31 protein-coding genes are annotated in these 26,214 nt (G+C 63.6%); 10 read left to right on the top strand and 21 right to left on the bottom strand.

Features of this window, described 5'->3' with window-relative positions; genetic code table 11:
* Window positions 1-125: 125 nt before the first annotated feature.
* From gfa to xoxF5, 4 genes are all read right to left on the bottom strand, one after another.
* Window positions 126-689, bottom strand: coding sequence for an S-(hydroxymethyl)glutathione synthase (gene gfa / locus IVA96_RS34935; protein ID WP_247280480.1), 564 nt, complete (start codon window positions 687-689; stop codon window positions 126-128).
* Window positions 690-720: 31 nt separating this feature from the next.
* Complete coding sequence (locus IVA96_RS34930; RefSeq protein ID WP_247280481.1) at window positions 721-1,830, bottom strand: S-(hydroxymethyl)glutathione dehydrogenase/class III alcohol dehydrogenase; 1,110 nt, start codon at window positions 1,828-1,830, stop codon at window positions 721-723.
* 60 nt (window positions 1,831-1,890) lie between these two features.
* Window positions 1,891-2,403: a c-type cytochrome, methanol metabolism-related gene (locus IVA96_RS34925; protein WP_346015556.1), complete on the bottom strand. Its 513-nt coding sequence runs from the start codon at window positions 2,401-2,403 to the stop codon at window positions 1,891-1,893.
* A gap of 89 nt (window positions 2,404-2,492) precedes the next feature.
* Window positions 2,493-4,298 carry a lanthanide-dependent methanol dehydrogenase XoxF5 gene (xoxF5, locus tag IVA96_RS34920; RefSeq protein WP_247280482.1) on the bottom strand — a complete coding sequence of 602 codons (1,806 nt, stop codon included), beginning with the start codon at window positions 4,296-4,298 and terminating at the stop codon, window positions 2,493-2,495.
* A gap of 509 nt (window positions 4,299-4,807) precedes the next feature.
* Between xoxF5 and IVA96_RS34915 the strand changes: the two genes are divergently transcribed.
* Window positions 4,808-5,776: a helix-turn-helix domain-containing protein gene (locus IVA96_RS34915; RefSeq protein ID WP_247280483.1), complete on the top strand. Its 969-nt coding sequence runs from the start codon at window positions 4,808-4,810 to the stop codon at window positions 5,774-5,776.
* A gap of 54 nt (window positions 5,777-5,830) precedes the next feature.
* On the opposite strand, the gene IVA96_RS34910 is transcribed toward IVA96_RS34915, so the two are convergent.
* The 5 genes from IVA96_RS34910 to IVA96_RS34890 all read right to left on the bottom strand — a co-directional run bounded on the left by IVA96_RS34910 (window position 5,831) and on the right by IVA96_RS34890 (window position 10,528).
* Complete coding sequence (locus tag IVA96_RS34910) at window positions 5,831-6,256, bottom strand: hypothetical protein (RefSeq protein ID WP_247422289.1); 426 nt, start codon at window positions 6,254-6,256, stop codon at window positions 5,831-5,833.
* Window positions 6,257-6,382: 126 nt separating this feature from the next.
* Window positions 6,383-7,372, bottom strand: coding sequence for a tripartite tricarboxylate transporter substrate binding protein (locus IVA96_RS34905; RefSeq protein ID WP_247422288.1), 990 nt, complete (start codon window positions 7,370-7,372; stop codon window positions 6,383-6,385).
* Window positions 7,373-7,570: 198 nt separating this feature from the next.
* A complete protein-coding gene (locus IVA96_RS34900) occupies window positions 7,571-8,500 on the bottom strand; it encodes a transporter substrate-binding domain-containing protein (protein ID WP_247422287.1) in 930 nt (309 codons plus the stop codon).
* On the bottom strand, window positions 8,497-8,853 hold the full coding sequence (locus IVA96_RS34895) for a cytochrome c (RefSeq protein WP_247337253.1): 357 nt from the start codon (window positions 8,851-8,853) through the stop codon (window positions 8,497-8,499). Before IVA96_RS34895 ends, IVA96_RS34900 begins: the two co-directional genes overlap by 4 nt.
* A gap of 10 nt (window positions 8,854-8,863) precedes the next feature.
* Window positions 8,864-10,528 carry a methanol/ethanol family PQQ-dependent dehydrogenase gene (locus tag IVA96_RS34890; protein WP_247422285.1) on the bottom strand — a complete coding sequence of 555 codons (1,665 nt, stop codon included), beginning with the start codon at window positions 10,526-10,528 and terminating at the stop codon, window positions 8,864-8,866.
* 336 nt (window positions 10,529-10,864) lie between these two features.
* Here IVA96_RS34890 and IVA96_RS34885 point away from each other — a divergent pair, with 336 nt between their 5' ends.
* The 5 genes from IVA96_RS34885 to IVA96_RS34865 all read left to right on the top strand — a co-directional run bounded on the left by IVA96_RS34885 (window position 10,865) and on the right by IVA96_RS34865 (window position 13,293).
* Complete coding sequence (locus IVA96_RS34885; RefSeq protein ID WP_247422283.1) at window positions 10,865-11,257, top strand: calcium-binding protein; 393 nt, start codon at window positions 10,865-10,867, stop codon at window positions 11,255-11,257.
* Between the two features lie 122 nt (window positions 11,258-11,379).
* Window positions 11,380-11,703 (top strand): hypothetical protein, encoded by a 324-nt coding sequence (locus IVA96_RS34880; protein WP_247422281.1) that lies wholly within the window; start codon window positions 11,380-11,382, stop codon window positions 11,701-11,703.
* 228 nt (window positions 11,704-11,931) lie between these two features.
* Entirely contained in the window at window positions 11,932-12,012 is an 81-nt protein-coding gene (gene pqqA, locus IVA96_RS34875; protein ID WP_008562446.1) for a pyrroloquinoline quinone precursor peptide PqqA, read from the top strand.
* A gap of 24 nt (window positions 12,013-12,036) precedes the next feature.
* The gene (locus tag IVA96_RS34870) at window positions 12,037-12,942 is read left to right on the top strand and encodes a hypothetical protein (protein ID WP_247422279.1); all 906 of its coding nucleotides are present in this window, start codon (window positions 12,037-12,039) and stop codon (window positions 12,940-12,942) included.
* A gap of 141 nt (window positions 12,943-13,083) precedes the next feature.
* Complete coding sequence (locus IVA96_RS34865; protein WP_130211758.1) at window positions 13,084-13,293, top strand: hypothetical protein; 210 nt, start codon at window positions 13,084-13,086, stop codon at window positions 13,291-13,293.
* A 10-nt stretch (window positions 13,294-13,303) separates the two neighbouring features.
* Here the strand turns inward: IVA96_RS34865 and IVA96_RS34860 are convergent, their stop codons facing one another.
* From IVA96_RS34860 to IVA96_RS34845, 4 genes are read right to left on the bottom strand one after another with little or no spacing between them, the layout of a single operon-like run.
* On the bottom strand, window positions 13,304-13,657 hold the full coding sequence (locus tag IVA96_RS34860; protein WP_247422277.1) for a hypothetical protein: 354 nt from the start codon (window positions 13,655-13,657) through the stop codon (window positions 13,304-13,306).
* A 50-nt stretch (window positions 13,658-13,707) separates the two neighbouring features.
* Window positions 13,708-14,418, bottom strand: coding sequence for an ABC transporter ATP-binding protein (locus IVA96_RS34855; RefSeq protein ID WP_247422275.1), 711 nt, complete (start codon window positions 14,416-14,418; stop codon window positions 13,708-13,710).
* Complete coding sequence (locus IVA96_RS34850; protein WP_247280494.1) at window positions 14,408-15,145, bottom strand: ABC transporter permease subunit; 738 nt, start codon at window positions 15,143-15,145, stop codon at window positions 14,408-14,410. The genes IVA96_RS34855 and IVA96_RS34850 overlap by 11 nt, the downstream gene beginning before the upstream one ends.
* A 1-nt stretch (window position 15,146) precedes the next feature.
* Complete coding sequence (locus tag IVA96_RS34845; protein WP_247422390.1) at window positions 15,147-16,145, bottom strand: ABC transporter substrate-binding protein; 999 nt, start codon at window positions 16,143-16,145, stop codon at window positions 15,147-15,149.
* Between the two features lie 87 nt (window positions 16,146-16,232).
* Here IVA96_RS34845 and IVA96_RS34840 point away from each other — a divergent pair, with 87 nt between their 5' ends.
* Entirely contained in the window at window positions 16,233-16,592 is a 360-nt protein-coding gene (locus IVA96_RS34840; RefSeq protein ID WP_247422274.1) for a hypothetical protein, read from the top strand.
* A 381-nt stretch (window positions 16,593-16,973) separates the two neighbouring features.
* Here IVA96_RS34840 and IVA96_RS34835 read toward each other — a convergent pair whose 3' ends face one another.
* Together IVA96_RS34835 and IVA96_RS34830 are read right to left on the bottom strand one after the other, a co-directional pair.
* A complete protein-coding gene (locus IVA96_RS34835) occupies window positions 16,974-17,792 on the bottom strand; it encodes a quinoprotein dehydrogenase-associated SoxYZ-like carrier (RefSeq protein WP_247422271.1) in 819 nt (272 codons plus the stop codon).
* A 42-nt stretch (window positions 17,793-17,834) separates the two neighbouring features.
* Window positions 17,835-18,761, bottom strand: coding sequence for a quinoprotein relay system zinc metallohydrolase 2 (locus tag IVA96_RS34830; protein WP_247422269.1), 927 nt, complete (start codon window positions 18,759-18,761; stop codon window positions 17,835-17,837).
* Between the two features lie 127 nt (window positions 18,762-18,888).
* On the opposite strand from IVA96_RS34830, the gene IVA96_RS34825 reads away from it, so the two are divergent.
* Entirely contained in the window at window positions 18,889-19,773 is an 885-nt protein-coding gene (locus IVA96_RS34825; RefSeq protein ID WP_247422267.1) for a substrate-binding domain-containing protein, read from the top strand.
* The gene (locus IVA96_RS34820; RefSeq protein WP_247422265.1) at window positions 19,770-20,327 is read left to right on the top strand and encodes a PQQ-dependent catabolism-associated CXXCW motif protein; all 558 of its coding nucleotides are present in this window, start codon (window positions 19,770-19,772) and stop codon (window positions 20,325-20,327) included. Before IVA96_RS34825 ends, IVA96_RS34820 begins: the two co-directional genes overlap by 4 nt.
* Window positions 20,328-20,502: 175 nt before the next feature.
* Here IVA96_RS34820 and IVA96_RS34815 read toward each other — a convergent pair whose 3' ends face one another.
* The 6 genes from IVA96_RS34815 to IVA96_RS34790 all read right to left on the bottom strand — a co-directional run bounded on the left by IVA96_RS34815 (window position 20,503) and on the right by IVA96_RS34790 (window position 25,578).
* Window positions 20,503-20,802, bottom strand: a complete 300-nt coding sequence (locus tag IVA96_RS34815; protein ID WP_247280501.1) for a copper-binding protein — start codon at window positions 20,800-20,802, stop codon at window positions 20,503-20,505.
* Between the two features lie 149 nt (window positions 20,803-20,951).
* Window positions 20,952-21,560: a hypothetical protein gene (locus IVA96_RS34810; protein WP_247422263.1), complete on the bottom strand. Its 609-nt coding sequence runs from the start codon at window positions 21,558-21,560 to the stop codon at window positions 20,952-20,954.
* Window positions 21,557-22,405 (bottom strand): ABC transporter permease, encoded by an 849-nt coding sequence (locus IVA96_RS34805; RefSeq protein WP_247422261.1) that lies wholly within the window; start codon window positions 22,403-22,405, stop codon window positions 21,557-21,559. The genes IVA96_RS34810 and IVA96_RS34805 overlap by 4 nt, the downstream gene beginning before the upstream one ends.
* Complete coding sequence (locus IVA96_RS34800; protein ID WP_247422260.1) at window positions 22,402-23,208, bottom strand: ABC transporter ATP-binding protein; 807 nt, start codon at window positions 23,206-23,208, stop codon at window positions 22,402-22,404. Before IVA96_RS34800 ends, IVA96_RS34805 begins: the two co-directional genes overlap by 4 nt.
* Window positions 23,205-24,164 (bottom strand): YVTN family beta-propeller repeat protein, encoded by a 960-nt coding sequence (locus IVA96_RS34795; RefSeq protein WP_247422258.1) that lies wholly within the window; start codon window positions 24,162-24,164, stop codon window positions 23,205-23,207. Before IVA96_RS34795 ends, IVA96_RS34800 begins: the two co-directional genes overlap by 4 nt.
* A 232-nt stretch (window positions 24,165-24,396) precedes the next feature.
* Window positions 24,397-25,578 (bottom strand): ABC transporter substrate-binding protein, encoded by a 1,182-nt coding sequence (locus tag IVA96_RS34790; RefSeq protein ID WP_247422257.1) that lies wholly within the window; start codon window positions 25,576-25,578, stop codon window positions 24,397-24,399.
* Window positions 25,579-25,637: 59 nt separating this feature from the next.
* Here IVA96_RS34790 and IVA96_RS34785 point away from each other — a divergent pair, with 59 nt between their 5' ends.
* Window positions 25,638-26,210: a DUF3280 domain-containing protein gene (locus IVA96_RS34785; protein WP_247422247.1), complete on the top strand. Its 573-nt coding sequence runs from the start codon at window positions 25,638-25,640 to the stop codon at window positions 26,208-26,210.
* Window positions 26,211-26,214: the final 4 nt, after the last annotated feature.

Below are 26,214 nucleotides of genomic sequence, written 5' to 3'. Positions count from 1 at the left end.
TGCAGAAGCGGCGGGATCGCCGTGATGGTGCCGGAACGGGACCGGCCGGCCCGCTGGCGTTGGTGGACGCCAGCGAACCGACAGAAGTCTGGGCGAAGGCGCGGCGGCCTGCTCAGGCGCCTTGCTTAGGCGGCTTTGGCTTTCGCCACGTGGGTCGCGATCGCGTCCATCAGTGCCGGCGACAGGCAGTCATAGGGCTCCAGTCCGATCTCCTTCAGCCGCGAACGGATGCCCGCCATCTGCTCCGGCTTCACGCCCGATTCGATCACCGAGGAGACGAAGGCGGCGAATTGCGGCGCCTGTGAGCCCTCCTCCTGGAACAGCTCGGGATGGATGAAGTCCAGGCCGTAGAACGGATGGCCCTTGTTCTCGATCCGGCCGTACATGTGGGTGCCGCAGGCCTTGCAGGCATAGCGCTGGATCACCGCGGAGGGATCGACGATCTGGAGCTTGTCGCCGTTCTCGAGCACGGTGACGTTCTGGCGCGGCACCACGGCGACGACCGAGAAGGTCGCGCCCTGCGGCTTCCAGCATTTGGTGCAGCCACAGGCGTGGTTGTGCGCGACGTCGCCCTTGATGCCGACCTTCACCGGCTGGTCCTTGCATTTGCAGACCAGCGTGCCGCCGGCGAAGTTGCCGCTGCCTTGCTTGATGCCGTTGTCAATCAATGGATGGAGTGCAACAGTCATGGGTCGATCCTCCTGGGGTGATGGCTGTGAGCTAGAACACGACGACGGAACGGATGGATTTGCCCTCATGCATGAGGTCAAAACCTTTGTTGATCTCTTCGAGCTTGAGCGTGTGGGTGATCATCGGGTCGATCTGGATTTTTCCGTTCATGTACCAGTCGACGATCTTCGGCACGTCGGTGCGGCCGCGCGCGCCGCCGAAAGCGGTGCCGCGCCAGTTGCGCCCGGTGACGAGCTGGAACGGGCGGGTGGCAATCTCCTTGCCCGCTTCGGCGACGCCGATGATGATCGAGGTACCCCAGCCGCGATGGCAGGCTTCCAGTGCCTGGCGCATCACCGTGGTGTTGCCGGTGCAGTCGAAGGTGTAGTCGGCGCCGCCGTCGGTGAGACCGACGAGGTGCTGGACGATGTCGCCGGTGACCTTCTTCGGGTTGACGAAGTGGGTCATGCCGAAGCGGCGGCCCCAATCTTCCTTGGAGTCGTTGATGTCGACACCGATGATCTTGTCGGCGCCGGCCATCTTGGCACCCTGAATCACGTTGAGGCCGATACCACCGAGGCCGAACACGACCACGTTGGCGCCCGGCTCGACTTTCGCAGTGTTGACGACGGCACCGACGCCGGTGGTCACACCGCAGCCGATGTAGCAGCTCTTGTCGAACGGCGCGTCCTCGCGAATCTTGGCGACGGCGATCTCGGGCAGCACGGTGAAGTTCGAGAAGGTCGAGCAGCCCATGTAATGGTAGATCGGCTTGCCCTTGTAGGAGAAGCGGCTGGTGCCATCGGGCATCACGCCCTTGCCCTGGGTCGCGCGGATCGCGGTGCAGAGATTGGTCTTCTGGCTGAGGCAGCTTTTGCACTGCCGGCATTCCGGCGTGTAGAGCGGGATGACGTGGTCGCCCGGCTTCACCGAGGTCACGCCGGGACCGATCTCGCGTATGATGCCGGCGCCCTCATGGCCCAGGATCGACGGGAAGATTCCTTCGCTGTCGAAGCCGTCGAGCGTGTAGGCGTCTGTATGGCAGATGCCGGTAGCCTTGATCTCGACCAGGACTTCGCCGGCCTTTGGTCCCTCCAGGTCGACTTCGACGATCTCGAGCGGCTTCTTGGCTTCGAAAGCGACGGCGGCACGTGTCTTCATCGTAAACTCCTCAAATCCTCGTAGGACGCCAGGAAGTCGTCTTGGCAATCCTGGCAACGTTCATTTCTTGCCCATGCAGGCATCTTCCGCCTTGGTGTAGGCGTCCGTTTTCTCTTCCTTCTTGGCGGGACGCTGGCGGCCCCATGCTTCGGTGGAGCGGGCGCGCAGATAGACGTAGAGATCGTCCATGTAGCAAGCGACGTTCGGGTTGTCGCCGAAGGCCGGCATGACGTTCTCCTGCGCCGTCGAGATGTTCTTGCGGCCGGAGGCGATCACGCCGAGAAAGTCGCCATAGCTCATCGACTTGACGGAATCCTTCAGCGCCGGTGCGTAGGTGGATCCCATCCCGTCCGGTCCGTGGCACACGTGGCAGTCTGAATGATAGCGGCGGTATCCAGAATAGGTGAACCAGTCCACGGTGCCGTCGGCTGAAATCTTGTAAGTCGGGTTTCCTTCTTTATCGAGCCACTTCCCGTCGTCTTCCTTCTTCACCGCGGTCGGGTCGCCCGGACCTTCCGCGACCGCAGCTCCTCCGGACGCAACGAAGATCGTCACAGCAATGACAGAGCAGATTTTACGCAAGAGATTGTCCTCGAAGGCGTTCGGTGGAGACGAGCCGGCGCGTGGAGTTGATCCACGCGCCGGAGCGATGCTGAGTGGGCCTAGTTCGGCAGCGAGAACACGGTCAGCGTGCCGCCGAGCGCCGTGTAGTTGCTGAGAGCCGCGTAGCCACCCACGGCGCCGAGACCGGCGGTCGGATCGGTCAGACCTGCCGCCAGGCCGATGCCGGCCCAGCCACCCACGCCGGAGAGCACGGCAACGTACTGCTTGCCATTGTTCTCATAGGTGGTGACGTTGCCGATGATGCCGGAGGGAGTTTTGAACTTGTAGAGCTCCTTGCCGGTCTTGGCATCGACCGCCTTCAGGTAGCCTTCGAGCGTGCCGTAGAACACCACGCCGCCGGCGGTTGCGAGTGCGCCCGACCAGACCGAGAACTGCTCCTTGTTCGACCAGACGATCTTGCCGGTCTTGCCGTCCCAGGCGATGAAGTTGCCCATGTGGCTTTCACCCTGCGGCGGATACATCGAGAGCGTCGCACCCACATAGGGCTGGCCCGCGGTGTAGCTCACCTTGAACGGTTCGTAGTCCATGCAGACGTGGTTCGTCGGAACGTAGAACAGCTGCGTGTCGGGCGAGTAAGCTGCCGGCTGCTCGTCCTTGGTGCCGAGCGCGGCCGGGCAGATGCCCTTCACGTTGACGTCCTCGCCCGCCTTGTCGGTCGAAGCTGCGTCGAGCACCTTCGGGCGGCCATAGGTCGGCGAGCTCTTGTTCATGTCGACGCCGGAGGTCCAGTTCACCTTCGGATCGTACTTTTCGGCGACCAGCAGTTCGCCGTTCTCTCGGTCCATGGTGTAGGCGAGACCGTTGCGGTCGAAATGGGTCAGGAGCTTGCGAGGCTGCCCATTGATCTGCTGATCCGTGAGGATCATCTCGTTGACGCCGTCATAGTCCCACTCGTCGTGGGGCGTCATCTGATAGACCCACTTGGCCATACCGGTGTCCGCGTCGCGCGCGAAAATGGTCATGGACCATTTGTTGTCGCCCGGACGCTGCTTCGGATTCCAGGTCGAGGGGTTGCCCGACCCGTAATAGACCATGTTCAGAGCGGGATCGTAGGAGATCCAGCCCCAGGTGCAGCCGCCGCCGATCTTCCACTGATCGCCTTGCCAGGTCTTCAAGCTGGAGTCAGCTCCGACCGGTTTGCCCAGCGACGTCGTCTTGGCCGGATCGAACTTGATCTGGTCATCCGGACCTTCGCTATAAGCGCGCCAGACCTGCTTGCCGCTCTTGAGATCGTAAGCGGTGACGTGGCACTGCACGCCGAACTCGCCGCCGGAGATGCCGACCAGGACCTTGTCCTTGACCACCAGCGCAGCCGATGTGCCGGTCTCGCCCTTCGCAGGATTGCCGTTGGTCGCCGACCAAGCCACCTGGCCGGTCTTGGCGTCGAGCGCGACGAGATTGGTGTCGGCCTGATGCAGGATGATCTTGCCGTCGCCGTAAGATAGGCCGCGATTGACGGTGTCGCAGCACATCACGGGGATGACGTTCGGATCCTGCTTCGGCTCGTACTTCCACACGATCTTGTTCTCGTTCGAAAGGTCAATAGCGTAGACCTTGTTCGGGAACGGGGTGTGGACGTACATCATGTTGCCGATGATCAGCGGCCCGCCTTCATGGCCACGCAGCACGCCCGTCGAGAAGGTCCAGGCCACCTGGAGCTTGCCGACGTTCTGTGCGTTGATCTGGTTCAGCTTGGAATAGCGGGTATTGGCATAATCGCCCGCGGGCATCACCCAGTCTTTCGGGTTCTGCGACATCTTGATCAGCTCGTCATTGGCTGAGGCGCTGCCGACGGCGAGAGCCGCCGCGGAGCCAAGATAGGTCGCCAGTAGCACCTTGCGCATAGTTAATCCTCCGTTGGTCGTTTATTGTTTCCGAAGCATTGCTCAATCACCGGGCTTTTCGTCCGGCGTCTGCTCGTGCAGGGCGGTCACGATCGAGACCAGAAACGATGCTGTACTGTTTCCTCCTCCTGATGAGAGCCACGGGTCCGCGTGCAGGAGCGGCCCGTTCTTGTTGTTCCTGCCGCAATCCCTAACGACTTCGTCAACGGGAAACTTGCCCAAGAGAGAAGCCGGTTTGCTCGACAGCGCACGGGCGCGAAGATTTTGATTTTGCAGTAGCGAATTCAGCGGTTTCCGCGCGGGCCCGCGCCGCCGTCTGCGCCTAGGTTCCCCTTGACGGCGCTGCAACTAAGGCGGAGGATTAAGTTTCAAAGGTGGCAATGGAACGGAGGCGCAGTTCCAAAAGACCGCCCAAGTTTGAGGTAAACGTCACGCAATCACGGCTGAGGGCTCCGCAGCGCTGGTCGCGATTCGCGTCGAATCTCCGGATCAAACCAGTGGCTGGATTAATGTCCGACACAATTCACACGCTCTCGACGACCGGGCTGACGCCGAAGCGGCAGATCCAGAGCTGGATCGATGGTCTGACGAGCCTGTGCGGCCATTTCGACGTCGATCCGCTGGAGGCGTCCTCGCTTGAAGGTCGGATCGACTACACCACCGTCTCGCGCCTGAAGCTCTGCCAGATCGAGGTGAGCCAGCATCGCATCGCGCACACGCTGGCGCGTGCCAAGGCCAATGAACACCCCTACATCAAGATCCATTTCCAGACCTACGGCGTGTCGTATTTCGAGCAAGAAGGCCGCCACATCGAAATCAACCCTGGCGACATCATCGCCTACGACGTCTCCTGCCCGCATTCGATCATCAGCCCGGCCTTCACGCGTCACGACGTGGTGATCGTGCCCAAGGCACTGCTGCGCGACCGCGGCTTTCCCTCGCAGCGGATGCCGGCGTGCAAATTATCGGCGAAGACCGGGACGGGGCGGATCGCCCATGATTTCGTTCACGCGACTTTCGACGAGGCGGCAAAGCTGTCGGCGAACAGCGCGGTCGGCGTTGCAGATTCACTGATCGACCTCCTGCTGCTGCCGCTGCGCGAGGCCGACACGATGTTGGACCGTGTCGGGCCCGAGGCGATGTATGTGCGGGCTCAGTTCTTCATTCGCGAGCATCTGCGCGATCCGGATCTGTGCATCGACCAGATCTCGGCCGAGCTCGGCTGCTCCAAGCGCTATCTGCACATGCTGTTCTCCGAGCGCGGCACCACGGTGAGCGACTACATCTGGCAGGCCCGCCTGCAGAACTGCCGTCAGGAGCTCGAGGCCCACGCCGGCAAGACCATCACGGACGTTGCGTTCTCCTGGGGCTTCTCCAGCTCATCGCATTTCAGCCGCGTGTTCCGGAAATACTTTGGCGTGGTGCCGTCCTCGATCCACAAGGCGCAGCAGGGCACCGCGAGTTCGGGCGAGCATTAGGCGCGCTGCGGCCCCGTCGCCGGCAATGTTGTGCCGGCCGTGAGGCGACGTCTGTCAAGCCGACACGGCGATATAGGGAATGCTGGCCAAGAGAACGGCAAGCAGCACCGCGTTCGCCAGCATTCCGCTCCAATGCAGCCGGCGCAGCCGACGCGGGGCCTCGGTATCGCCGGCTTCCGTCGCGCTGAGCTGGTCGTCCATGCGTTGCAGGAACCTGCGGCGTCCCCAGATCGCCAAGGCTGCAAGCAGACCAACGCCCGCCGCGGCGACCAGGCGACCGTCGAGCAGGAAGGCTATCGTTCCGATGATTCCGGCAACACGCATCACCAGAAAGTGGGCATTGAACATTCCGCGCAGCAGCTGCGCGACGGGCGCAATATCCAGCTTCACCAGCAGGAAGGCGGGCGAAGCCAACGTGAAATAGCCCGTCGGAAAGAGCAGGATGATCATGACGGCTACGGCGACGCCATCCGGTGTCATGGGATCGGCCCTTCTCGTTCGCGCCGGCGAGCTGGCGCCGCACAATCATAGCGCGAAAGTGTATTTCCGACACTAGGCTTTGGTCGGACGCCAGCGCCATGAGCGCGACCGCGCCTTGCCTCCCATTCAGGCCGGCTCGAGGCCGAGCGACTTTGCGCTCTCGATCCAGACCGGCAATTCGCGCTGATACAGCGCATTGGTTTCCTTGAATCCGAGGGCCGGTTCGAGCACGAAGGTCGCGAGAACCTCCTTCACCTTCGGATCGTTGTTGGCCGCGACGCAGAGCTCGGCCAGCCGGTCGACGACCGGCTGCGGCGTCGCCTTCGGCACCGACCAGCCGGTGAAGCCGCTCACGGTGAAGAATTTCGACGTCGCGCCCTGATCGGGGAGCGTCTTCACGGTCGGGATCGCGTCGACCTTCTTCGAATGCACCGCGAACACGGTGCCGCGGTCGCTTTGCAGGACCGATTGCGCCGCCGTATAGCTGCCCATCGCGGCCTCGAGCGTGCCTTCCAGCATGCCGGTCCACATCGGGGCTTCGCCGCGGTAGTGCACCGGCTCGATGGAGAGACCGTATTGCTTGTTGAGCTCGTTGATCGTCATGTGCGGGGCCGATCCCGCGCTGTAGGTGCCGAAATTCACCTTGCCGCTCTTGCGCGCGAAGGCGACGAAATCCTCCAGCGTCTTGATGCCGGTTTTGGGGTTCGCGACCAGCAACAGGCCGGCGCCGGGAATCACGCTGATGAGGGTCAGATCCCTGTCCATGTCGTAGCCGGGATTCTTCATCACCACCCGGTTCATGATGTAGGTTGTCGAGATCGAGCATAGCACGGTGTGGCCGTCGGGCTCGGCGCGGGCGACCTCCGCCGTGCCGATTGCGCCGGAGGCGCCGGGCTTGTTCTCGATGACGACGGTCTTGCCGATCTGCCTGGCGATGAATTCGCCATAGGCGCGCGCCAGCAGATCGGTCTGTCCACCGGCGGGATAGCTGCAAATCATGCGTATCTGCCGCGACGGCCATGCAGCTTGGGCCGAGGCGCCGCGCGAGATGAGAGGCATCGCGAGTGCGCTGGCGCCGGCGGCGACGAAGTGGCGGCGATCGAGCTTTGCGGACATGATTCCCTCCAGCAATTTCATTGAGGGTACTGCATCGGATCGTCTCTGCCATCCGCGACAGCCGAGACAGATTGGCGCATTGGTCGCATCACCAGTCGTTCCTGATGCGAGCGCGGCTCGCCGGCCTGGAATCCATCGGGCTGCACTGCCGAGAGATGGATTGCGGGCCCGCCGTTCGGACGCCGGAATAACGGGCAATCACCGCTGAATGATCTTCATCCAGACATCGCCGAGGATCGCAGGCTCGCGCGGCGGCAGATAGGTGAGGCCGGCCTGCTTGCCGAATTCGGCGATCTTGCCTTCGGCAGCAAGCTGGCCAAGCGCGGTGTCGACGGCCTCGATCAGCGCGGGATTGTTGGCAAGCCCGACATAGCCGCGATTGACGCCAATAGGATAATAGTAGCCGGATGCGGTGAGCCCCGTATCGGGGTGCGCGGCGCGATGGGCGTCGAAGCGTGCAAGGTCGATCAGCGTCGCGTCATGATCGCCGCGCTGGAGCGCGCCGAGCAGGTCGTCGCGGCCGGGTACGAGATGGGTGATGTTGTCGATCAAGCGCCCCTTGTCGAAGGTCATCAGGATGGCATCGCCGAGCGAGCCGCTTTCGATGACCAGGCGAAGCCCGACGAGATCGCCGATGTCGCCGATCTTGCGGCCCTTCGCCTTCGGCCCGAGCACCACCGTCATCGGCGAATAGAGGTAAGGCCGGCTCGGCGCGAGCACGCCGAGCGCGACGCGGCGGCGCCGGTCGTCACGCGTGGCGCCGGCGAAATCCGGCAGGCGCGCCGTCTTCATGCCGGGCTTGACGAGCGAGTCCTGCGTCAGTGCGTAGCCGCCGACCAGTGCGCAGCGCCCGTCCGAGAGCAGCGCATTGGCCTCGAGCTGTGGGCTGGAATCCTCATCGAGCTTGCTCTCGAACCATTGGATCGTCAGCGGTCGTCCCAGCCGTTCCGCGATCGCCTGCGCCAGCAGCACGTCGAAGCCCGCATCGGGCTTGCCCTTTTGATGCACCGAGAGCGGCGGCCGGTCCTCGTCGAGACAGACCTTCAGCGGATCCTCCGCCGCGTGCGCGACCGTAGGCACCGCCGCGAGGATCGCGGCAACGCTCCACGCGGCGAGCCGACCCCTCATGGCTTCCTCCGGCTCGAGATGAAGGCCCAGAGGTCTCCGATCTGGTCGTCGCTAAGGATGTCGCCCCAGGGCGGCATCTTGTTGTTCTTGCCATTCTTCACCGTGGTGACGAAGCGCGTCTTGTCGTCGGGAATGGCCCGCAGGTCCGGCGTAATAGTGCCGGAGTTCATCAGGTTCGGGCCGTGGCAGTGCGAGCATTTTTCGGCATAGGTCGACTTGCCGTGGTCGATCTGCGCCTGCAGCGGATTGCCGGTTGCATCGTCCGCGGCGCGAACGGTCGCCGCAAGCGCGACCGTCAACACCGCGACGGCGGCGAACATCGCCGCCGTCTTGTGAGATATCTGCTTCAGCATCGTGTCGTGGTTATTGCTTGACCGCAAAAACCCACAGCGAGCCGCCGGGCGGAATCTGCGCCAGTCGTTCGTCGCCGGAAAACAGCGAGTAGACGCCGCCATAGCCGCTTGTCACTGCGACGTACTGCACGCCGTCCTGCTGCCAGGTCACCGGCTGCCCCTCGATGCCGGAGCCGGTCTGGAACTGCCAGAGCTTCTTGCCGGTGTCGGCATCGAAGGCCTCGAACTCGCCGGTCAGCGCGCCCGTGAACACGACGCCGCCTGCGGTCGACAGCACGCCGGAGAAGCGCGGGATGTCGACAGGTGCCTCCCACTTCGCCTTGCCGGTCAGGGGATCGATCGCCTTGAGATGACCGCGCGGGCCGTCTCCGTACTCCCAGAGATCGGTCAGATCCATGCCGAGATACCATTCGCCCTGCTTGAAGGTGACGGGCTCGGTCTTGTACCTGCCGCCGAAGGCGAGCGTGTTGGCATAGGCCAGGCCGGTCTGCGGATTGAACGACATCGGCTCCCAGTTCTTGCCGCCGAGGATCGACGGATAGACGGTGACCTTCTTGCCGTCGCGCGCGTCCTTCGAAATGTCGGTCTCGATCGGACGTCCGGTCTTCATATCGATTCCGGTGGCCCAGTTGACCTTCACGTAGGGGTTGGCCGCGAGCAGCTTGCCGTTGGTGCGGTCGAGCACGTAGAAGAAGCCGTTGCGGTTGGCGTCCATCAGCACCTTGGTCGGCTTGCCCTCGACGTTCATGTCGGCGAGCACCATCTCGGCCACGCTGTCATAGTCGAACGGATTATTCGGCGAGAACTGGTAGTGCCACTTGATCTTGCCGGTCTTCGCATCCATCGCCAGCACGGAGCAGGTGTAGAGATTGTCGCCGGGGCGGACCGCCGAATTGAACGGGCCGGGATTGCCGATGCCCCAATAAACGGTGTTCAGCTCGGGATCGTAGGACCCGGTGATCCAGGTCGAGCCGCCGCCGAGCTTCCAGGTGTCGCCCTTCCAAGTGTCGCCGCCGGGCTCGTCAGGGGAAGGGATCGAATGGGTGCGCCAGAGATGCTTGCCCGTCGCCGGATCCCAGCCGTCGATGAAGCCGCGCGTGCCGAATTCGGCGCCTGAGATGCCGGTGATGACGACGCCGTCGGCGACCAGCGGAGCCACCGTCATCGAATAGCCTTCCTTGATGTCGGCAGCCTTCTGCCGCCACAACTCCTTGCCGGTCTTGGCGTCCAGCGCGATCACGTTGGCGTCGAGGGTGGTGCGGTATACCTTGCTGTCGTAGAGCGCGGCGCCGCGATTGATGATGCCGCAGCAGACGATGCGCGGCGTCTCGGCGGGATACTCGACCTTGGTTTTCCAGATCTGCTTGCCGGTCTTGGCGTCCACCGCCATGGTCGCATTGTGCGAGGTCACGTAGATCACGCCCTGGTACACCAGCGGCTGCGATTCCTCGCTGCGATCATCGTTGAAAGAGTAGTTCCAGACCGGGACGAGGTTCTTGACGGTGTCCTTATTGATCTGGTTCAGCGTCGAGAAACGCTGCAGATTGTAGCCCATTCCGTAATTGAGAACATTCGATGTATCGGTCGCGCCCTTGACCAGTTGCTCGGTGGTCTGTGCGCTTGCACAAGTCGATGCAAGCATGACGAGGCTCGCGGCCATCGCAAAGCGTTTCATCCGTTCCTCCCAATGTGCGCGCCTTTTGACGCTGCAGGTGCAACACTCCGCCCGAATACAAAACGCGTCAATACGAAAGTCGCAAGTCCGGCGCCGATATGCTGGCGCCGGATGCCGGTGACCTGACGGAGACCTGACAGCCCAGCACCCACTTGTGCGCAGGCGCTGGAAAAATTCCGCGACGCGAAGCGTTGGGCCGCAAGCGGGCCGGGTCGGCGCGGCCCGCTTCCACGAGTCGTGGCGCGCGCAGGTTGCAATTTCCGGCTTGAACAGGGTCCCATTTGTGGACTTATCTCATTTCGATCCCGCTCGAATTGAGGTTCTCAGGAGGTTTCGATGATGTCACATCACTCAGTCGCGCTTGCGCTCACGATTGCATTGCTGTCCGGTCCGGCCCTCGCGGCATCCGGCAACGCGGTCAAGATGTTCGATACCGACAATGACGGAACGCTCGATCTCGCCGAGGTGAAGAAGGCGGCCAGCGCATTGTTCGCCAAGCTCGACCCCGATCACGACGGCACGCTCGACGCCCGCGAGTTGCGGGGACGGTTGTCGGCGAAAGAACTCGCCGCTGCCGATCCTGATCGCGATGGGACGCTTACGCTCGACGAATACCTGTCCGTGGTGGAGCAGCGCTTCAATGCGGCCAATCCGGACAAGGACGGGACGCTCGATGCGAAAGAGCTGAACGCGCGGGCCGGCCGCGCGCTGCTGCGGCTGCTGCGCTGAGGTCCGCCCCGGCAGGAGCTTAATTCCGATCGGAAGCCCGGAACATCGGGCTATTCGGCCTGTTCTCTTCGCGATGTCCTGCTCCGCGCCGGGGCAGCGCGGCGGGAGAAGAGGAGAAGCAGATGAACACGAAACGTTCCGTTTTTGCTGCCTGCGCGATCCTGACGTTGAGCGCGGGTGTCGCCATGGCCGGCCCGTGCAACACAGGCAGCGCCAGCACTGACAAGGATGCCGGTTCCGGTCCAGTCACCGTGGGCTCGGCGCAGTCGCAGAGTTCGTCCAGCGAAACGGGTCAGCATCCGCCGACCAGCACGATGAATCGTGCCAGCGGCGGCGCAGCTGCCTCGTCCGAAGATGCGCAGCGGCAGATGCAGAGCCAGCCAACTGCGGCGGAGCGGGCGGAAGGTGCTAAGCCCAACACGCAAACGGCAGGTAAGGACTGCTGACGACGCGGCACTGTTGGTGTCGATTCGAGGCGCGGTGTGTCGCGCAGGGCGATGTCCCCAAGATCTGTAATTGACCAAGAGAGAACTGGCTTTGCCCGAGAGAGAAATGCCGCCGCGAAGAATCGACAGAGACGCATCCGAACACCGATTCGGCGCTTGAACTACAGGGGACCCAGCCCTAGGTTTTGCCCCGCGCGATGTCGCGCTCAATACCTTGGGAGACCCCGAATGGCTTGGAAAGCTCCGAAGATCGTGGAAGTGCCGGTCGGCATGGAAATCAACATGTACGCCTGCGCTTCGCGCAAGTAAGACTGACGACCTGCCGCGGCTTCGATGGCAAACGCCGTCGAAGCCGTGGTAGTGTCAGGAATGCGCGCGAGAGCCAATCCCTTCTGGACCATAGCTGCCTGCACAGTCGCGCTTCTACCTGTATGCGTCAGCGCCGAAGAAGGCTTTGATACCGAGCACATCTTCGGCTTCATGATCGGCTCCGATGTCGGCAGCGTCGGCGAGCGCGAATTCCAGAGCGAGACGACGGGACGATTTGGCAAGGGCGGTGGGACCTATCGCGCGCTCACGCAGGAGGTCGAGATCGAGGTGGTGCCGCTGCCGAACTTGCGTATTGAGGTCGGCGGTACCGCCAGCTTGCACGACATCACCGGCGTCCCCGACATCGACGATCGCCGCCAGTTCAACTTCCAGGGCGCCTCGCTCGATTTGCGTTATCGTCTGCTCGACCGCGCGCATGCGCCGTTCGGCCTGACTGTCGCCGCCGAGCTCCATGGCGACCGCATCGACGAGACCAGCGGCGCGAAGGGACGGATGTACGGCACCGATTTCACGCTTGCGTTCGACCGCGAGCTCGTTCCGAACTTCGCCATCGCCGCGCTCAATCTGATCTATCAGCCGGAATGGGCGCGCTTCGAGATGGCCGGACTGTCCGAGAAGAGCTCGACGATCGGGGCGGCGTTTGCCGGCATGGTGCGCGTGCGGCCCAACGTGCTGCTCGGCGGGGAGATGCGCTATTTCCGGCAATACGACGGCATCGGCCTCGGCGAGTTTTCGGGCCACGCCCTGTTCGTCGGCCCCACCGCCTATTTTCAGCTCTCCGAGCGCTCGCGGCTGACGTTGAGCTGGAGCATGCAGGCCTGGGGACGTCCAGCCGGATCATCCGCCAATCTCGACCTCGTCAATTTCGAGCGTCACCAGGCGAGGGTTGTGTTCGGCGTTAACTTTTAACGCGCCCATGTTCCCCTCTGTCCGCCCGGGCGGAGAGGGAAAGCAGCCCCATTTTCTCTCACGCCGGATTGAAACTTCCCGCTCCTTGGCACGTAACCTTTCGTGCTAGTCTCCATCGCCCCTTTGCGAGAGGATCCCGGCATGAACCCGATTGACCTGGTGGTGACTGTGTGTGCGGTGCTCTCGCCCGCGACCTGCGAGGAGCAGCATCTGGTGTTCAACTATTCCGGGTCGCCACGGCAATGCGCGATGGCTGCGCCGCCCTATATCGCGCAATGGGTCGGCGAGCATCCGAAGTGGCATGCGGTGCGATGGCGCTGCGAATATCCGCACCCGAACGACAAGGCGTAAGCCGGCCTCGCTATTTGGAGCAGTCCTTCAGATCCTTGTCGGCGATCGAGAACACCGCATCCGCCCTGATCTCGATGTCGCGGACGATGCACTGCCGTGAATTGGCATAGCTGACCTTGGCATCATAGCGGCCCGGCTCGACGCCAGTGATGCGCAGCCGCTCGTCGTGGTCGACCTCCTTGTCCTTGTCGTTCAAGCATTGGTTCGGACCCCAGTCGGTCCTGCCGGCGGGAGCGAGCTGGAAGCCGGAGATCGTCTCCGTTGTGAGATTCCAGAGCCGGATGCCCTTGCCTTTGGTCTGCGCGAGCGCCGCGCCCGGCATCGCGACCAACAGGATGCCGATCGCAATCAGGTGACGTCGCATCGTGAACCCTCCCTGGGCGGTCCTTGTTCGGCTCAGTTGACCACGAGTGTTCATTTCGATTCAAGCTGCAGCGCCGTAAGCTCGGCCTTGATCCTGCCGAGATCGGTTTCGCTGCGCTCCGCTCGCGGGATCGCGATCGGCACCTCCTGCACGATGCGCGCCGGCCTGGGCGACAGGAAGAGCAGTCGGTCGCCGAGCCGGATCGCATCGTCGATGCTATGGGTGACGAGCAGCGTCATCACCGGACGGCTCGCCACCAGCGTTGCGATCTCGTCGCGCAGGCGGCCGGCGAGCGCGTCGTCGAGCGAGGCGAGGGGCTCGTCGAGCACCAGCAGATCGGGCTCGACCGCGAAGGCGCGGGCCAGCGCCACGCGCCGGGCAAGGCCCAGCGACAACTCGCCGGGGAAATGGTCGCGATGCGCCTGAAGCTCCAGGATCCTGAAAAGCTCGGATAATTTGGCCTCGGTCACACCGGGCGCAGCCAAGCGCACGTTCTGCTCGACCGAGCGCCACGGCAGCAGCCGCGGCTCCTGGAACACCATGCCGATCCGCGCCTTCGGCGGCCGCGCGATGCGACCCTGAAATTCATGATCGAGCCCGAGGATGATGCGCAGCATCGTGCTCTTGCCGCAGCCGGAGGGGCCGATCAGCACGCCGACCTCGCCGGATTGAAGCGCGAATTTGACCGGCGCCAGCACCTCGTGCGTTCCGCCCGCGGCACTCCTGAACGTCTTGCCTGTGATCTCGACCTCAAGCCGCACGGGGCCGCCACCGTGTTGCGCGGGCTTCGAACGGCTGCACCAGCAAGGTTTCGATGACGAGCACAACGGCGGCGAAGGTCAGCGAATAGGCGAGCAGCCGCGGCGTGTCGAATAGCTGGAAAGCGACGCCGATCTCGAAGCCGACGCCATTCGGGCGGCCCAAAAGCTCGGCGACCAGCACGATCTTCCATACCAGAGACAATCCGGAGCGCGCGGAGGCTGCGATATAGGGCGCAAGTTGCGGCAGCACGACGTGGCGGAAGGCGCGCCAGCGCGGCATCGCGAACACGCTCGCCATCTCGTCGAGCGAGCGGTCGAGCGCGCGGGTGCCCTCGCGCAAGGTGACGATGGCGGTCGGCAGCTTGTTGATGGCGATCGCTGCGATCGCGGCGGCTTCAGTCAGGCCAGCCCAGATATAGGCCAGCACAATCACGACCAAGGCCGGCAAATTGAGCAGCAAGATCAGCCAGGGATCGCCGAGCCGGTCGGCAAGCTTCACCCGTCCCATCAGATAGCCGATGGCGCTGCCGAGCGACATTGCCAGCACGAAGGCGAGTGTGACGCGGGCCAGCGTGACGCCGAGATGCAGGAACAATGCGCCGCTCGCGGCTTCCGCGATCATCACCTCGAGCACGGCAGGCGGGGAGGGCAGCTTTGCGCCGCCGACGAACAGCGCGGCGATCCACCAGATTGCGAGGAACAGGACAGACGAGACAAGACGCAGCACCTCAGTCTCCGGGGACTGCGTGATAGAAGGTGCCGGGATCGAGCTCGGCCGCGGGCCCGACGAGATCGCGGCCACCGATCTCGGCGAGCACGCGGTAGAGCACGCGCGCATCCGCCTCCTCGTCGGCAACGCTCCGGCGCGGGATGCCGTCGCGATAGCGGTCGCGGTAGGTCTTGAGCAGGACCGGATCGGCGGTACCGGTGAGCGGCGCGATCTTGTCCCAGGCCGCGTCCGAGGTCACCAGCAGCTCTTTGGCCTTTCGGGTCATTGCGATGAAGCGCGCGATGGCGTCACGATGGCTTGCCGCCCAGCTCTCGTCGAAGACATAGCCGACCGCGGCGACCGGGCCCTTGGCGCCGAGTTTTGGCAGGATGTCCTCGATGCCGGCGAGGCGGCGAAAGCCCTTGGCCTCGAGCTGCGCGCAGAAATTCCAGAAATTGAGGCTCGCATCCATCTCGCCGTCGAGCGCCTTGGCGGCGATCAGGGGTGGTGCGCCATAGACGATGATCGCCGCAGACTTCAGGTCGATGCCATCCTGCCTCATGCGGGCCTGGAGCAGCAGCCAGCTCTTGTCGATCGCTCCGCCGGCGATCGCGAGCTTGCGTCCCCTGAGGTCGGCGAGCGTCTTGATCGGAGAAGCCGCCGGCACCATCACCGCGCCGAGCGCGCTGGAATAGGGATAGAAAGTGAGCTTGGCGCCGAGCGCGCGCTCGCGCGACACCCACAGCCAGTCCGACAGGATGATATCGGCGCCGCCTGCGCGCATCGCGATCTTGCCCGCTTCCGTGCTCGCGAGCTCGGTGACCTCCAGCGAGAGGTCGGCCTCCTTGTCCAGACCGTTCGCGCGGATCGCGGCCAGCTCCCAGGAGAATGTTCCGGTTTTCTGCACCGCAAGGCGGATGATCTCGGCGGCGCGGCCGGGTACGGCCAGCGTCGACGCCAGTGTCACTGCGAGCACCAATGTTCGACCGAGTACTCTTATCACACCACGTGCTCTCATCACCTTGTGAGCCGCTTCCTCTGACGGAGTGCTTTTCAGGACAATACGCATAGCATAGCTTTGGTCGCAACCAGCGGGAGGATGCGTATGAAACTGGCGGGACAGCTACGACCGATTGTCGCCTCATTGACGGTATTGACGGTGACCGCGTGCGCGGCGCAGGCCGAGGACGCCAATGATTACCCGACATCGGCGCGCGCGGAGTACGTCTATGGCTGCATGAAGGCCAATGGCGAGACGCGGTCAGCGATCGAGCAATGTTCGTGTTCGATCGACGTAGTCGCCTCGATCGTGCCCTATGAGCGCTACGTGACAGCAGAGACCGCGCTCAGCATGTCGCAGGTGCGTGGCAATCTCGGCGTTCAGTTCCGCACCTCGGAGCAGGCGAACTCGGCCGTGAATGATCTCCGGCGCGCGCAGGCTGAAGCCGAGGTGAGGTGTTTTTGAGTTGTGCGGCGATGTCACCCTCCCCTGGAGGGCTACCGTATTCACACATCTCTGTCGGAGCCATTCGCCGATTAAGCCCAAAAAGTGAGTCATCCGAGTCACTTGTCTCGATTCTGCAGCGCGTGAGCGTCCAAACCTGGCTTTTGCTAACTCATTGAAGATGATTCCATTTTCGAGATGTGTGAATCTGGTAGCCCTTGGAGGGGGAGGGTCGATCGCGCGCAGCGCGAGCCGGGTGCGGTGATCTCTCCACTCGGGCACTGTTGGGTGTGGAGAGACCGTCACCCCACCCCGTCTCACATTCCGCTGCGCTCCATGTGAGCCGACCCACGGGCGAGCTACGCTCGTCTCGGACCCCTCCAGGGGAGGGTGCTCCTCGCCTTACGTCCCCGGCTTCTCCACGTCCCACTCATTGCGGAACACGTGCCCGTCCGTGTCCTTCGCCTCCGCGCGAAAGCGCTTGGCGCCGTTGGAGACGTAGGTGAAGCGCAGATTGGGATCTTCCGAGATCGAGATACCGCCTTCCATCGACAGCACCGGGCTGTCGTCCTGCGTCAGCTTGAGCTGGTTGATGAAGAAGGCCGGGATATAGAGCTGCGTGACCTGGTCCATCTGCAGGCCCGAATTGTTGGGGTGGCCGATCATGATCTGCGCCTCGCGGACGCGGCTCGCCCGCGCGTCCTCGCGCGCGAATTGCCGGTAGTGCATCTGGCCGAGACGGTTCTTGGCCTCCTCGACGTTCTTTGCCGCCGGCGCAGAGCAACCGCCAGAGGCCTTGACATAGACCTTGGAGACATAGAGCTGGCCGTCGCTGAGCTCGGCGACCGCATGCACGTCGGTGTAATTGTTGACGCGCACGCGCGTCGAGATCTCCGTGACATTGGCATCCGGTCCGAGTTCGAACTTCGCCGCCATCGGAGCGGGATTGCGGTCGATCACCAGCGTGATCGAACGGATGCGGCGCCCATCGCCGGGCGACAGCTTGCTGCGCAGCGTGACCGGCACGATGGCCGCATCCTCGGCACGATAGGGCATTTCGATGCCGATGACGGTGCTGCCGTCGTTCATCGGACGGTTACTGAAGATGTCCTGCACCAGGCCCGGCCAGGGGTCGTCGGCCTCTTCCGCCTGTACCGGCATCGCGAATGCGATGCCAAGCAGTACGGCGGTCAAGGCCAGGCGGCGTGTGCATCCCAACATGGTCATGGTCCTGCGGGCGTTTCGCCCATCGTAGCGCGCCCGCTACTCCCATTCAATTTCTGAAAATGCTGCGGTTGCGTTGCGGGCGTTGTAGTCCTCGAATAACGCCCAGCGCGGCCGTTCCGACCCGGCGGCCTTGTCGGCGGCGGTTCGGATCGGCTCGCCCTTCTTGTTCAGGGCGCGGACGTCGGACAGCAGCGTTGACAGGTAGCGCCGCTCATCGGTCAGTGCGGCAGGCCAGTCGCTCACGGGGCCGTGACCAGGAACGACGCGTAGCGCCGGAACGGCCTCCAATCCCTTCAACGTGTCTAGCCAGCCGCGGATGCTGCCGTCCATGACCGGAATGTGGCGGAGAAACACGAGATCGCCTGCGAACAAGGTTTTGGTCGTCTCATCGAACACAGTCAGATCATTGTCGCTGTGCGCGGCCGGCCAGGCCCGCAGGGTCAGCCGGCGCGACCCGAGATCGAGCGTCGTCGTGTCCGAAACGAGCAGGGTAGGGGCAATGATCTTCACGGGATCCATCAGCTCATTGCCCATGATGCGGCGGAAATTGTCGAGATAGAAAGGCCCGCGCGTCGCGAGCGCCTGGGGAAGCTTGTGATGGCCGACGAAGATGGTGTTTCCATCGGCGAAGGCCGCATTGCCGAAAACATGATCGGGATGGCCGTGGGTGTTGATGACGTAGCGGATCGGCTTGGGCGTCTTCGCCCGCACGGCCGCCAGCAGCGCCTTGCCTTCGCGGTAGCTCCCGCCGGTATCGATCACAGCCACCGCATCCCCGCCCACGATGAAGCCGACGTTGGCGATGTCGCCCTCGTTTTCGCGGGTCATCAGGGCGATGGTCCCGGAGTGTACGAAGATTCCCGGCGCGACTTCGCTCACAGGCAATTCGGATGCTCCGGCGCGTGCTAGCGTGACGGACCCCAGCAGGAACAGGACTGCGATCGTTGAAGCGATGTGAGACACTTTTCCGCCTCAGTTCAGAGTGTTTGCTGCGTTGCGCTGCAACAAAGCAAAACCAACACAAAGCTGGCAAACATGGCGCGTCATGCGTTGCATGGATAACATTCAAACAAAACGAGGAGGAAGCGCGATGACGGAGGCCGGACGACATCGTCGCTGGTTGTTTTCACTGTGGATCCTGCTGGCGTCCTGCGCGTTCGGCGATGCTGCGATCGCGCAGACCAACGAGACCGGCGATCTCTCCTTCGAATTGGTCGATCCGAAGGTGCTGCGCGTCTGCGCCGACCCGCGCAATTTGCCGTTCTCGAACGAGAAGGGCGAGGGGTTCGAGAACAAGCTCGCCGAGTTCTTGGCGGACAAGCTCCAGAAGAAGCTCGACTACGTCTTCTTCCCGCAGGCCACCGGCTTCGTGCGCATGACGCTGGGTGCGCATCGCTGCGACGTTATCATGGGCTTCCCGCAGGGCGACGACCTCGTTCAGGGCACCAATCCCTATTACCGCACGACCTATGCGCTGGTCGCCAAGGCCGGCAGCGGACTCGAGGACGTCGATACGCTGGAGGACGCGCGGCTGAAGGGCAAGCATGTCGGCATCGTCGCTGGCACGCCGCCGGCGACCAACATGGCGATAGCCGGTCTGATGGGCGATGCAAAGCCCTATCCGCTGATGATCGACACCCGCTTCGACAATTCGGCGCAGGCCATGATCGACGACCTCGCCGCCGGCAAGATCGACGCTGGCGTGCTATGGGGCCCGATGGCCGGCTATTATGCGAAAAAGGCCGGCGCTTCGCTTCACGTTACGCCATTGGTCAAAGAAACCACCGGGCCGAAGCTGGTCTATCGCATCGGCATGGGCGTGCGCCCGGCCGATCAGAACTGGAAGCGGCAGCTCAACAAGCTGATCCAGGAGAACCAGGGCGAGATCAACAAGATCCTGCTCGACTTCGGCGTACCTCTTTTGGATGAGAACGATCGGCCGCTCGGCGCGGAGACGGCCAAGAAGACGCCATGAAACGGCATCTTGCCGTTGCGCTGCTCGCCACTATTCTGACAGGGCCGGCATTGCCGCAGCAGCAGGAGCCGTTCGAGCCTGAAGGCTACCGCACCGACAATTACCGCGCGCCGGTGCCCGCGACGCTCGCCGGCGCCCGCGTGCTGACGACGGCGGAAGCCGAGGCGATCTGGCGGGCGAAGAGCGGAGCCTTCGTCGACGTGATGCCGCGGCCGCCGAAGCCGAAGAATCTTCCCGCAGGCACCGTGTGGCGAGATGCACCGCGCAGGAACATTCCCGGCAGCCTGTGGCTGCCGGACACCGGCTACGGCGCGTTGCCGCCGGCCGTGGACGATTACCTGCAGCGCGGCCTCGCGCGTGCCTCGCGCGGCGACAAGGCCGCGCTACTCGTGATCTATTGCCTGGCCGATTGCTGGATGTCCTGGAACGCCGCCAAACGCGCGCTGGCGTATGGCTACTCCAACATCGCCTGGTACCCTGACGGCACCGACGGCTGGGAGGGCGCAAAACTCCCGACCGAGGACGCGCAGCCGGAGCCGCGCCCGGAGCAGTAACGACAGACAATTATGCCGGGACTTGTCCCGCCTGCGCGGCCGAAGCGAAGCGGGCTTCGGCGTGGCGCCGGGACATCCACGTTCTTCGTTCCGCGTGGCTTAGACGTGGATGGCCGGGACAAGCCCGCCCATGACGCTGTGTCGCACCTTGGAGAAGTGAAGGCGAAGACCGCACCTACTGCTTCTGCAACTTCGTCAGCGTGCCCGTGCCGTTGGTCTCGGTGGCGGTATAGGTCACCCTATCGCCGGCATGAACGGCATCGAGCATCGCGGCGTCCTTTGCCTTGTACTCCTGGAGCGCGCCGGCGCTGCCTGAGCTGGCGCCGACCGTGCCCTTCTGCGTCTGCTGGATCGAGATAGTGCCGTTGAGCCGATCGATCCGCGTGATCATTCCGGTCAGATCGTCGGCAAAGGCGCTGGATGCGAACATGGTGATGACCGCAACGCTCGCGAAGATGAATTTCGTTGTTCCCATCGAGGCCTCCCGATGTCTTGGATTGGATGTCCTGGATTGACTTCGACAAGACATCCTAGAGCGATTTGGTTCCGCCAGATAGCGCGGCGGAAGGTTAATGATCGCGGCGATGTCGCGGGAACTTTGGTGAGCTGTCAGCGAGCCTGACGCTATTCCATTTCCTGCTGGATCACGCGCCCGAGCGCGAACAGGCGCTGGTCGATCGTGGTCGGAACCTCGCAGACGAATCGCACCACTTTGTGACGATCCTCGAAGATACGGGTCTTCCAGATCAGTTCGTTGCTGAGCGCCTCGATCTTGGCATCGTCGCGGGGCGTTACGCCCTGGAGCGCCTGGAGCGCCAGCGTTTCCTCGCGGATCTTGTCGGCGGCTTCGCGCTGCTTGCGGCTGACGCGTTCGAGCCCATTCATCACCTGGGAGCGCTGGGCGTTAAGCGTGTCGAACAGGCCGGCGAACAGCAGCTTGGCGTTCGCCGTCTTGTCCGACGCGGAGGCGGCCAGAAACTCCTTAACCAACTTCTCGGCCTCGTCGAGCGGCGTCTTGCGCGCCGACAGCTTTGCGACCAGCGCGCTGACCTTGGCATCGTCCTTCCATTTGTTCTGCACGTCGTCGAGCGGCGGGCCGGCCCAGACGGCCGCGAGCGAAATCTCCGGCACCTTGGCTTGGGTGCAGGGCCAGTCGGGATAGCGCGGATCGGCCGCGCGCACGGCCGTGCCCGACAGCACAATCGCCATGACCGCCAGGACCAGAACCCTCATCCTTCGCCTCCTGCAGGCCCCCGTCGCGCCAGCCCGCGTGACGGATCATAGGCGAAAATCGCACCAATCATGAACACGATTGTGCAGATTGCGACCACCGCCAGCGAGACCCAGTTGATCTGTCCGTACAGCGCAAATCGTATCAGCTCGACCGCATGAGTGAACGGATTGGCCTCGCAGAGGTAATACAGATAAGGGCTGCCCTCCTGGACCCGCCAGAGCGGGTAGAGCGCGGAGGAGGCGAAGAACATCGGGAAAATGACAAAATTCATCACTCCGGCGAAGTTTTCCAGCTGCTTGATGCCGGAGGAGATCAGCATGCCGAGTGAGCCCAGCATCAGGCCGGACAGGATCAGCGCCGGCAGGACGGTGAGATAGCCCGAGGGTGGCGGCGTGATGTCCCAAAACCAGGCGATCAAGAGGAACGCATAGACCTGGAGCAGCGACACCGCGGTGCCCGCCAGCAGCTTGCAGAACAAGAGGAAGCCGCGCGGCAGCGGACTGACCAGCAGCGTACGCATGTTGCCCATCTCGCGGTCATAGACCATCGACAGCGAGGACTGCATGCCGTTGAAGAGCTGGATCATCGCCATCAAGCCGGGCGCGATATAGACCTCGTAGAGGATGTAAGTCTCGTAGGGCGGGACGATGGAGATGCCGAGCACCTGACGGAAGCCGGCGGCGAAGATGAACAGCCACACCAATGGCCGCACCAGCGCCGAGACGAAGCGCTCGCGCTGATGCAGGAAGCGCAGGCCTTCGCGCCAGACGATGCCGGTGAGGCAGGTCATGTACTCCGCGAACGAGAAGCCGCGCGGCGCCTCGCGGGTTGTGATGCTGCTCATGCGATGCCTCCCGGCATCGCTTGCGCGCCGGTCAGGCGCATGAAGGCGGTGTTGACGTCCTGCGCACCGACTTCCGTGACGACGCGGCTCATCGGCCCCTGCGCCAGCACCTTGCCCTGGTGCAGCACCACGAGATCGTCATTGGGCATGACCTCGTCGAACAGATGCGTCGCCCAGAGCACGCCGATGCCTTGCTCGGTCACGAGCTGGCGGACATGGCCGATGATATCGGCGCGCGCCTTGACATCGAGGCCGACGGTCGGCTCGTCCAGCAACAGCAGCCGCGGCCGGTGCAGCAGTGCCCGTGCGATCTCCAGTCGCCGCATCTGCCCGCCCGAGAGATCGCGCACCTTGCTGCCGGCGCGCTCGGAGAGTCCGATGCGCCCGAGCAGCTCGGCGCTACGTGAAGCCGCCTCACGCCGGCTGATGCCGTGAAGCGCGGCGTGATAGAGCAGGTTCTGCGTCAGCGAGAGGTCGAGATCGAGCGTACGCGGCTGGAACACGACACCGAGCAGCCGCAGCGCCTCGCCTGGAGTTTTGCTGATGTCGTAACCGAAGATGGCGACACGGCCAGCCTGGATGCCGAACAGGCGCGTGATCAGCGAGAACAGCGTGCTCTTGCCGGCACCGTTGAGGCCGAGCAGCGCGGTGAAGCTCGCGGGCTGCACGTTGAATGAGACGTCGGTCAGCGCCCGCCGCGGCCCGTAAGAATGGCTGACGCTGTCGATCGATAGCGCCGGCACTGCGGCCAATTCCAGCCTCGGCGTCTCACGCGGTTCGGCGATGGGGGCAGGGCTGGTCATGGCGCGATCGTGATGCCCCAGGGCAGTTCGCCCACCTGAATGGTCTTGATCACCTTTTGCGCGGCGACGTCGATGACGGAGACGTCATTCGACACGCCGTTGGTGGTGAGCAGGTATTTTTCATCCGGCGTGAACGCCATGTGCCAGACCCGCTGCCCCACCAGCAAATATTTCAGCACCTTGCGGGTCGCGACGTCGACCACGGCGATGCGGTTGGCGGGGCCGAGCGCGATGAAGGCGGTCTTGTCGTCCTTGGTCATGCCGATGCCGACCGGCTGGATCGCCTCTTTCCGCAAGCCCGGGATCTCGAAGGTGACCTTGCCGATCACCTCATGCTTGTTGGGATCGATGATCGAGACGGTGCCGCCGATCTCGGAGGAGACCCACACTTCCGAGCTGTCATGCTTGAATTCGGCAAAGCGCGGCCGCGCATCGACCAGCACGTTGGCGACGATCTGGCGCGACGATGTGTCGATGAAATGCGCCATGTTGGTCGTCTCGGACGTGTTGATCAGCGTCTTGCCATCGGGGCTGATGGTCATGCCCTCGGGCTCGACGCCGACCTGGATGTCGCCGAGCCGGGCGCGCTTCTCGAGGTCGATCACGGTCACCGTGTTGTCGTTCTCGTTGGCGACGTAGAGGATTTTCCCCGCGGCATCCTGGGCGAACAATTCCGGGTCGGGCCCGGAGGGCAAGCTGTCCACCACGCTTTGCGTCTTGGCGTCGATCACCTGGATGGTGTCGTCGTCGCCGACCGCGACCATCACGAACTTGCCGTCACGGGTGAAATCGATGCCGCGTGGACGCTGGCCGACCTTGATGGTCTTGGTCACGGTCCAGCTGTCGGTGTCGATCACAGACACCGTGTTGCTTTTCTCGTTCGAGACATAGGCGATGAACGCATGCGCGGGCGCGGTGGCAAGCGCTAGTCCGGCAAACAGCGAGAGGGACAACATCAGCGTATGCAAGGGACGTTGCTCTTCGATGCGCTGAGGTTGTGCGCGGGCTGCCTTCACCTCCCCCGCTTGCGGGGGAGGCCGTATCGCATCGACAGATGCGATGCGGGAGAGGGCTCGCTCCTTTTGGGGAGTCTTCCTTACTGAGACACCCTCTCCCCAACCTTCCCCCGCAGGCGGGGGAGGGGGCGCAGCGTCGTCGCAGTGGAGGATCGAACTCATCTCAAATTGCTCACTTCAGCTTGCATTTGCTCTCCGGACGGTCGTAGCCGAGCGTGTCGAGCTCGGAGACCTGGTGCAGGAATCCCTCCTGCGGCGAGACCGACACCACCATGCGGCCGTCGACCAGCAGGATCGGCTGGCGAAGCTGGAGATTCCAGTCGCGCAGGGTGAGCCGCGTCCCCTTGAAGGCGGCGACCGAGAAATCCGGGCCCTTGATGAAATCGGCGACTTTCTTGACCTCGCCGGAATTGGTGCGCGAGGTGGCTTCGCCGATCATGCGCACCGCGGTCCAGGCCTGCATGTCGAGCGCGGTCATGCGCCGCGAGTTCAGCTTGACGAAGCGGTTCTGCATCTGGATCGCGCCCCATTGATCCTGCGCCGCGTCCCAGCTGCGCGGCACGAGACCGGCCGAGCCCGCGACGGGCCGCGGATCCCAGGTGCGATAGGGAAGGTACGCGCCGAACACCTCGCTCTCGTCGGCGACAACGAGCACGTCATAGGCCGGCGCCTGTTGCGTGAACACCGGCATCTGGCGCTGGATCAGCGTCACGCCCGAGTCGGTGCGCCGCGCGCCGCCTTTGTCTTCAAACGTGCGCTCCTGCACGATCTTGGCGCCGAACCGCGTCGCGGTGCGCCTGAGCGCATCGGCGAACAGCTTGTCCTCCTCATGCGAGCCGACCACGAGCAGCCAGCGCTTCCACTGCTTCCACACCAGATATTGGCCGAGCGCATCCGCCAGCATCGCGCGCGTCGGTGCGGTGTGGATGACGTTGGCGCGGCAATCGGCCTCGCGCAGCCGCTCGTCGATTGCGCCTGCATTGAACAGCAGCGTGCCGCGATCGCGCAGGGCGTCCGAGACTTTCAGCAGCGCATCGGCCGGCAGGTCCGCGATGATGAAGCCGTTCTTCTCGGCGAGCGCGGTCGCAGCCTGCACCACGTCCTCGCCTTCCCCGATGCGGCGCTCCTCCAGCGTGAAACGCTGGTTGAGGAATTTCCCCGTGGTGTTGTTGTCCTCGATGGCGAGGCGGGCGCCGGCGATGCCGTCATTCTCCGCGGGCTGCTCGACCAGCGACAGCGTCGATCTGGTGCCGGCGACGCCGAGATAGCCGACGCCGATCATGACAGGGTCGGCCGCGAGCGCACTCGCCGCGGCAACACCCAAGCCGATCAGGCCGACCAACCATCGGATCATGTTTCCTCCAGGCGTTCCCCCCGGCTTGACCGCTGGTGGAGAATTGTCTCTGCTAAAGCATGACCAATTTGTCAGGGCATGCAACCCCGCATTTCGTCCTCGCAGGCGCGGGGACTGGAATCACGATCGTGCGAGCGCTGCTATGTCTCGCCGCACTACTGTTGACGGGATCGGCCGCGTTCGCCGATCCGCCGAAACTCGCGGTGTTCGATTTCGAGCTGATCGACACCAGCCTGCCCGGCGAGTTCTACGGCTCGAAGCTTGAAGAGGCGCGGCTGGAGCGCATCGGCGAGCAGCTGCGCAAGGAACTGGCTGACTCAGGCAAGTTCCAGCTGCTCGACATCGCGCCAATCAGGGATGCCGCCCGTCACGCCAACCTGCAGGCCTGCGGCGGCTGCGACCTTAAGCTCGCCGGGCAGCTCGGCGCCGACTTAGAAATCACCGGCATGGTGCAGAAGGTCTCGAACCTGATCATCAATCTGAACATCTATCTGCGCGACGTGAAGACCGGCAACGTGATCACGGTCGCCAGCGCCGACATGCGCGGCAACAGCGACGAAGCCTGGACGCGCACGATGAGCTATCTGATCCGCAACCGGTTGCTGGCACCGAATTACGGCAAGCCGGGGTAGGGGC

Origin of the sequence: Bradyrhizobium sp. 159, assembly GCF_023073795.1 — a bacterium.
In the GTDB taxonomy this organism is placed as follows: domain Bacteria; phylum Pseudomonadota; class Alphaproteobacteria; order Rhizobiales; family Xanthobacteraceae; genus Bradyrhizobium.
The sequence above is the reverse complement of the archived record's forward strand: the minus strand, read 5'-3'. Positions and strand labels throughout refer to the sequence as shown.

Bases quoted from the DNA above. Each gene is read 5' to 3' on its own strand.
- IVA96_RS34870 (WP_247422279.1), top strand. From the start codon at position 12,037: ATGGCAAACGCCGTCGAAGCCGTGGTAGTGTCAGGAATGCGCGCGAGA.
- pqqA (WP_008562446.1), top strand. From the start codon at position 11,932: ATGGCTTGGAAAGCTCCGAAGATCGTGGAAGTGCCGGTCGGCATGGAA.
- IVA96_RS34860 (WP_247422277.1), bottom strand. From the start codon at position 13,657: ATGCGACGTCACCTGATTGCGATCGGCATCCTGTTGGTCGCGATGCCG.
- IVA96_RS34905 (WP_247422288.1), bottom strand. From the start codon at position 7,372: ATGTCCGCAAAGCTCGATCGCCGCCACTTCGTCGCCGCCGGCGCCAGC.
- IVA96_RS34800 (WP_247422260.1), bottom strand. From the start codon at position 23,208: ATGACCAGCCCTGCCCCCATCGCCGAACCGCGTGAGACGCCGAGGCTG.
- gfa (WP_247280480.1), bottom strand. From the start codon at position 689: ATGACTGTTGCACTCCATCCATTGATTGACAACGGCATCAAGCAAGGC.
- IVA96_RS34865 (WP_130211758.1), top strand. From the start codon at position 13,084: ATGAACCCGATTGACCTGGTGGTGACTGTGTGTGCGGTGCTCTCGCCC.
- IVA96_RS34815 (WP_247280501.1), bottom strand. From the start codon at position 20,802: ATGGGAACAACGAAATTCATCTTCGCGAGCGTTGCGGTCATCACCATG.
- IVA96_RS34930 (WP_247280481.1), bottom strand. From the start codon at position 1,830: ATGAAGACACGTGCCGCCGTCGCTTTCGAAGCCAAGAAGCCGCTCGAG.
- IVA96_RS34890 (WP_247422285.1), bottom strand. From the start codon at position 10,528: ATGAAACGCTTTGCGATGGCCGCGAGCCTCGTCATGCTTGCATCGACT.
- IVA96_RS34885 (WP_247422283.1), top strand. From the start codon at position 10,865: ATGATGTCACATCACTCAGTCGCGCTTGCGCTCACGATTGCATTGCTG.
- IVA96_RS34805 (WP_247422261.1), bottom strand. From the start codon at position 22,405: ATGAGCAGCATCACAACCCGCGAGGCGCCGCGCGGCTTCTCGTTCGCG.
- IVA96_RS34795 (WP_247422258.1), bottom strand. From the start codon at position 24,164: ATGTTGTCCCTCTCGCTGTTTGCCGGACTAGCGCTTGCCACCGCGCCC.
- IVA96_RS34835 (WP_247422271.1), bottom strand. From the start codon at position 17,792: ATGTTGGGATGCACACGCCGCCTGGCCTTGACCGCCGTACTGCTTGGC.
- IVA96_RS34880 (WP_247422281.1), top strand. From the start codon at position 11,380: ATGAACACGAAACGTTCCGTTTTTGCTGCCTGCGCGATCCTGACGTTG.
- IVA96_RS34790 (WP_247422257.1), bottom strand. From the start codon at position 25,578: ATGATCCGATGGTTGGTCGGCCTGATCGGCTTGGGTGTTGCCGCGGCG.
- IVA96_RS34840 (WP_247422274.1), top strand. From the start codon at position 16,233: ATGAAACTGGCGGGACAGCTACGACCGATTGTCGCCTCATTGACGGTA.
- IVA96_RS34910 (WP_247422289.1), bottom strand. From the start codon at position 6,256: ATGACACCGGATGGCGTCGCCGTAGCCGTCATGATCATCCTGCTCTTT.
- xoxF5 (WP_247280482.1), bottom strand. From the start codon at position 4,298: ATGCGCAAGGTGCTACTGGCGACCTATCTTGGCTCCGCGGCGGCTCTC.
- IVA96_RS34900 (WP_247422287.1), bottom strand. From the start codon at position 8,500: ATGAGGGGTCGGCTCGCCGCGTGGAGCGTTGCCGCGATCCTCGCGGCG.
- IVA96_RS34825 (WP_247422267.1), top strand. From the start codon at position 18,889: ATGACGGAGGCCGGACGACATCGTCGCTGGTTGTTTTCACTGTGGATC.
- IVA96_RS34895 (WP_247337253.1), bottom strand. From the start codon at position 8,853: ATGCTGAAGCAGATATCTCACAAGACGGCGGCGATGTTCGCCGCCGTC.
- IVA96_RS34810 (WP_247422263.1), bottom strand. From the start codon at position 21,560: ATGAGGGTTCTGGTCCTGGCGGTCATGGCGATTGTGCTGTCGGGCACG.
- IVA96_RS34845 (WP_247422390.1), bottom strand. From the start codon at position 16,145: ATGAGAGCACGTGGTGTGATAAGAGTACTCGGTCGAACATTGGTGCTC.
- IVA96_RS34820 (WP_247422265.1), top strand. From the start codon at position 19,770: ATGAAACGGCATCTTGCCGTTGCGCTGCTCGCCACTATTCTGACAGGG.
- IVA96_RS34915 (WP_247280483.1), top strand. From the start codon at position 4,808: ATGTCCGACACAATTCACACGCTCTCGACGACCGGGCTGACGCCGAAG.
- IVA96_RS34785 (WP_247422247.1), top strand. From the start codon at position 25,638: ATGACCAATTTGTCAGGGCATGCAACCCCGCATTTCGTCCTCGCAGGC.